Source organism: Sedimentitalea sediminis (assembly GCF_042687825.1).
Lineage (GTDB): Bacteria > Pseudomonadota > Alphaproteobacteria > Rhodobacterales > Rhodobacteraceae > Sedimentitalea.
This window is the reverse complement of sequence record NZ_JBHUQE010000046.1, coordinates 1-5,370: the sequence shown is the minus strand read 5'-3', so window position 1 is coordinate 5,370 and position 5,370 is coordinate 1. Positions and strand designations below refer to the sequence as shown.

Here is a 5,370-nt window from a genome sequence, read left to right as displayed (position 1 = left end):
GCGGTCAGACCGGACGCTTACGTAGCAACTCGTTTTCCGGACATTCTCTGCGCGCGCAAGGTGTTGGGCTCGTCAGGGTAGCTGAGCACCATTGGATGCGGTATTCTACGAACAGATTTGACTAGTGTCGCAGTCTCTTTCGTATGTTGGCTTCGGTGTCCTCCCGCTCGGCGTCGGCAAGGTAGCCATCGCGCATTTTTCGGAGGACTTTGGCCACTTTTGGATGGGTGAACTCCATCGCAGCAGCCCAAGTCTCATATTGCGCTGCTAACTCCCGTTCTTGGTTGCCACCCTCACCACGCCGGTGCGCTCCGCGCTGGTTGAATTTTCCAATGCGGAATCCTTCGCTCATTCTGCGGTTGACGGTTTGTTCCAGTGCGTCGCGAACTGGCTCACAGGGCCATACGTCGTCAGCGCCGGTCGGAGCCTTCGCCAGAAGTTGTCCTATTTGGCCGTCACCTACTTCTACACGCGCCCAATCCTTAAGGAACCGTTGCGCGGCCTTTATCCACTCAATTAGGTTCGCTGCCTTTAATTCACCATTTTCATCTCGGCCAGGCAACTTGTGCAGGCGATCAAGCAGTTTGTAGGCTTGTTCGGCTCTGGCCTTTATCAGCTCCTGATCCCCAGTCCTGAAAGTGTCAGGATCATCTGCATCATCAGACCGCTTGAACACAAATGCGACCGCCTGGGCGAACATTTCAGGGTTGTCGTTTATTTGCTGCTCAAGGTTCGGGATGGAACCTTCTTCCCTCTCTAGCAACGCCAGATACCGAAATTCCAGCGTTGCCATCTCTGAGACACCAATTTCGCCAGTCTTGTTCAGGTGTTTCAGAGCCTCCTTTATGGCGTAGCCTTCCATGTGGTTCGCTCTGAAATCCTCCGATGATACGGCGGCCTGACTCAGTATGCGATAAATCGTTCTTGGAGGGATTGCGGAGAGTTCAAACCTGATCAACTCAAATGTCGCGCGTGGCCGACCAACTTCGAGCAGGCGATCAACAGCGTAGTTCAATTCTCGCGGTGACTCTCGCAAGAAACCGGGATTGACCTTTTGCCAGTATTCCGTGCTGGCATTGTTGCCGAGCGTTTCGATGAATTCCCAAGTTTGGCTTCCGAATGGTGTCAGCCGCAGGAGTGGCGGAAGTTGTTGGGGATCGGGCTGGTCCTTCAGTAAGCCTAGAATCTCGATCATGCTCCCGAGTTGGTGAGTTCGGTGTAGTAAACCCGACAATAACCCACGATCCTGATGCGACAGCTCATCTGGGCCATCTGTCATGACTTTATATATCAGGCTCAGCCGCTCCTCTATCGAAGCAAGTATCTCGGCAGCGAACCACCCGACCTGGAAGCCACCCTCGCCAACCCGTGCCAGCCGAACCAAACCGGAAGCACCCTCGGACTTGTAGATTTCGTCTGTGGCGGCGCGGCGCGCCTCCGAAATTCGAGCATCCCGAGTTTCGCCGATTATGTCCTCTTCATCGCCATCTAGCTCATCCGCAGACCACTCGACCCAGTTGGTCAAGAATAACCAAGAATGTCTTTGTACGAGGTCGTTGGGTTGGAGTGCATCATATGCACGCTTCGCAGCCTCGAGCGATTTGGTAGTGTCTTTTTCCTCATTAGCCTCGTCTCTCTGCCTCTTTGTCCGCCGGGTCATCGTGTATCGGCGCACGGTTTCACGCAGAGCGGCCTTTTCAGCCTCCGTGGCCGATAGAGCCCATTTATCCACGAGTTTCCACACCGCTTCTTGGTCTTCGACCAAGAACGAGCTGACACACCGAATTAGGTCGCTGAGCGTCTTTTCGTTGTAGGAAGCCCAATCTAGAGCCAGATCAAGGGCCTTTCGGGACATGGTGTATCGCTCGTGGCCCGTAGCACCGTTGCCAAAGCCCTGAGCGTCGGGTCGCCACCGCGGTTTATGGTTTGGACTTGCCCAGCTATGCCCAGGATCGAATTGATCCACGCAGATTTTCCACGCAATCTCGGGATACTGTTTGACGAGGTATTCTAAGGCAGACACGCGACCTTCGATCGGGGCTGCGGTCTGCGGATACCAGTATCTAAAGAGGGAACCAAGTGAGTTGATCGGTTTGTTCACCAGGTTGTCATCCAGCTTTTTCTGCGAAAGCCTGGCCAGCACGTCGACAACCCTTACCAGCCTCTCTGGCGCCCACGCGATATTTTCCAACGCCCAGAGTAGACCAGTTCTGGGGCTTGAGCCCCATAGTCCCCCGCCAGTTGGACGTACCAACTCAAGAACGACAGGATTCTCCTCGGCGAGATCATCTTCCAGTATGCTTAAGAACTCGTCTGGAGCAGCCTCGGCGTACATCGGAAGGTCGTGTGAGTGTGCTTCAAGTGTTCGACCGGTCAGTGGCGTCAGTAGTTTTCGGACCAGCCCAGAAACGCGGTGCGATGGTTCGAAACCAAGCCGATCTTGGAACAGCTCACGACCGTATACAGCCAAAAGGACCAGAGTCTCTGAAATGCCCTCGCGCAAGGGACCTGAGATTTCTCTTTTCTTCCCGTGGATGTTTGCCATCCAGCGCTCATCCTCTGGCAAGTCCAGAGCTGGGTCATCTTCGCTCAGGACGAGCTCGGAGACCTCCAAGAACCGCTCGATGTCGGACTGAGAAATCTGCTTTCGTATGGCAAACAGGGCGTCTATCTTTGAGACGACACCACGGTACGCGCCTACGCTCCAAACCGGTGTGTCCTCTAAGTCCAGCAGTTCGAGCTGCCCGCTCTCTATTTCATCATAGTCATCTTTGGAGCCAATCAGCTGTAGGACGTCTCGATCCGTCTTGGATCGAGAGTCCCAACTCCCTGCAAACGCCACAGGGACCAAGAACCGAGAATATCTGGAATCCGTGCTCCAGCTCGGGATTCGTATGGCTTCAGTTCTGGAGAGTCTACGGCGCAGCACGGTAACCGATCGCCCCGACTCGTGACTGAGCCGGTCAATCTCGTCTCGATCGAACCCCATTTCGGACAGGGCGTCATTGAAGGCATCGTAGCTTAGTGTGCCAAGGGACACGTCGGGATTGAGGCTGCTAATGTTCTTGGGCTGGACAATGATGCTCGGAACGCTCCCTCGATGCTGAGCTAGTTCTTGCTCTATCTCCGGGGATGCCACCACCGGGATGATCTTTGCATTTCGAGCAGTCAGGGCTGGTAGGACAGCGGGTTCACTAAAGAGCACCATACGGTCCCTCAGCTCCCCTAGAGCTGCATCCGAGGCAAAAGCAGCATCAAGAAAGGCCAAACCCTCACCGCGGGAATCTGCCGAGATCGTCACAGTCTCATTTGCCTTGAGTTTTTTTGCGATCTTTTGGGCGGCATCGCCCTTGAGAGCTTCAGAAAACAGCGAATGAACCAATGCTGGTTCGCAATCGGCGGACCACGTCTTCCAATACGACCTTATCGTTGACGTGCCTCTGGATGGTGTATGCGTCTCGTTAGAGAACCAGACCTGCGCAGGTATGGATTGCTCCAACCACTGCTCCAGATCACTTGCATCGAGCGCCCTTACATCCTTCCAATTCTGTTCGGCTTGTCGTTGAGCAACCCAATCTTTCTTGCCAGGCCAACGCATAGTTGTGACGAACACGAATGTCGTCTGCACGCGCTCCTCTTCCGAGAGCTTGAGGCTTTTTTTGTAGTCTTTGTCTGCCTTTGGCTTTGGCTCTTTGTTGGTACCGAATTCCCAGCCAGATTTGCCGCTTGGAACCCAAGGGTTGCCGGATGGAATGTCGGTTGTGCCATCCCAACCGGAACGCTCGCTGTCATCATTGGCGGGGAAATCGATCTGGGAAACGTCTTTGACTGTCGAGTTCACCAGTCGCCGTAAAAAGACAGCCAGTCTGCTCCGGGGCGCTACCCGACCCTTGCCCCAGTCTTCGATGTCAGTTGACGTGATGTTGAGAAAGGTTGGCACGAATGACTTGGTCGTCTCCGCCTTCACTTGGGCGTCGGCATCAAGCGCTTCCAAAGATGCTTGTCTCCGCAGAAGGTCCTCCGCGTTTGACGTGGACGAAAATGCCCGCTCCAACCGCAGCGCCATTTCTGGTGATAGCGAAGCATTTCCGTTCAGAAGATTCGATAAAGCTGGGCGGCCAACCCCCAAGAGCTTTGCGGCTCTGGTTACGCTCATTCCGTCTGGAATGACCTTTCTGCGAATGTGTTCCCCAATATGCTTCGACGTTTTCTTGCCGTTGCGTCCGAGAGTCATGACCTGCCATCCACATTGCTGATTTGATAGTTATTGTAGCGCTACACGCTACAAGTGATAATCCGACTTTTTGAGCTGACCGATAGGGAGGCGGTTCTGGTTGGCCTAGACTCGAGTGTCCACCAGCCGGAGGGTAGCGATGACTTGGATAGAGCTGATTTCCGAAGCAGAATTGACGTTCGGCTTTGTCAACGGTCAGGGCTTGGACTCCTTTCTTCTTGCGGTTGTACTTTTTGCCTTCATCTGCAAGCAAAAATCTAACAATAGGATCCCGAGCAAATTGGCGAGACAGATTACTTTGTTGATTGGGCGACAGCGCTGAAGTTTGACCATCTCGCCAACTGATGGTTCGAACCCAACATCCGACGCTTGACGTTGCTCGAACCTGAAATTTGGGTGATTTGAACAACGAGTATCGGCTCCAACTTCCTTTCGAGCATTCCAAAGTATTAGGCGGTTATACTGAAGTGAATGTCAGCTCTTTAAGGGGGTGCCCTGCGATTACGCGCCTGCAGCGTAGGTCGGCTTTCCGCCCGACCTGCATGTGCTGGCCCGCCAGGCTGGTCGCCAGGCATGGGGCCGCTTGGGGCTGCCAGCGGTCATTTTAGGCTTGCCTCGGTGCACCGAAACTTCTGGTTCGCCCGCTATCCTCGCGCTATAGGCGGGCGCATGTCAGATAGTTTGCCACAGTGCCCCGAATGTTCCTCGACCTACACATATGAGACGGGTGCCCTGCTGGCCTGTCCGGAATGCGGGCATGAATGGGCAGCCGGTGCGGACGCGGAAGGCGCCAGCGACGTGCGCGACAGCGTGGGCAATGTGCTGGCTGACGGCGACACGGTAACGGTGATCAAGGACCTGAAGGTCAAGGGATCTTCGTCGTCGATCAAGGTCGGGACCAAAGTGCGTGGTATTCGATTGGTCGATGGCGATCACGACATTGATTGCAAGGTGCCCGGGTTCGGGCAGATGGGCCTGAAGTCGCAGTTCGTGAAGAAGGTCTCCGAATAATGCATCGGAAGATCGGTTAACCCGGACCGCGCCCGAACATCCAGTATGATCGGCAGTGTTGCCCGCGGATCGGCCCTTGCCGGTTGGTGAGCTAATTGCACGTGACCTGCGACCCGTTTCCTCGT

The 5,370-nt window shown here is 54.7% G+C and carries 2 protein-coding genes; one reads left to right on the top strand and one right to left on the bottom strand.

The features are described from left to right. Nucleotides 1-121 precede the first annotated feature (121 nt). Entirely contained in the window at nucleotides 122-4,234 is a 4,113-nt protein-coding gene (locus tag ACFMPD_RS17250; protein WP_380997196.1) for a helix-turn-helix transcriptional regulator, read from the bottom strand. 669 nt (nucleotides 4,235-4,903) lie between these two features. Between ACFMPD_RS17250 and ACFMPD_RS17245 the strand changes: the two genes are divergently transcribed. Then, complete coding sequence (locus ACFMPD_RS17245; protein WP_380997193.1) at nucleotides 4,904-5,245, top strand: zinc ribbon domain-containing protein YjdM; 342 nt, start codon at nucleotides 4,904-4,906, stop codon at nucleotides 5,243-5,245. The last annotated feature ends 125 nt before the right edge of the window (nucleotides 5,246-5,370 follow it).

What these genes read in the sequence shown, in the direction of transcription:
- ACFMPD_RS17250 (WP_380997196.1), bottom strand. Translation starts at nt 4,234, where the DNA reads ATGACTCTCGGACGCAACGGCAAGAAAACGTCGAAGCATATTGGGGAA.
- ACFMPD_RS17245 (WP_380997193.1), top strand. Translation starts at nt 4,904, where the DNA reads ATGTCAGATAGTTTGCCACAGTGCCCCGAATGTTCCTCGACCTACACA.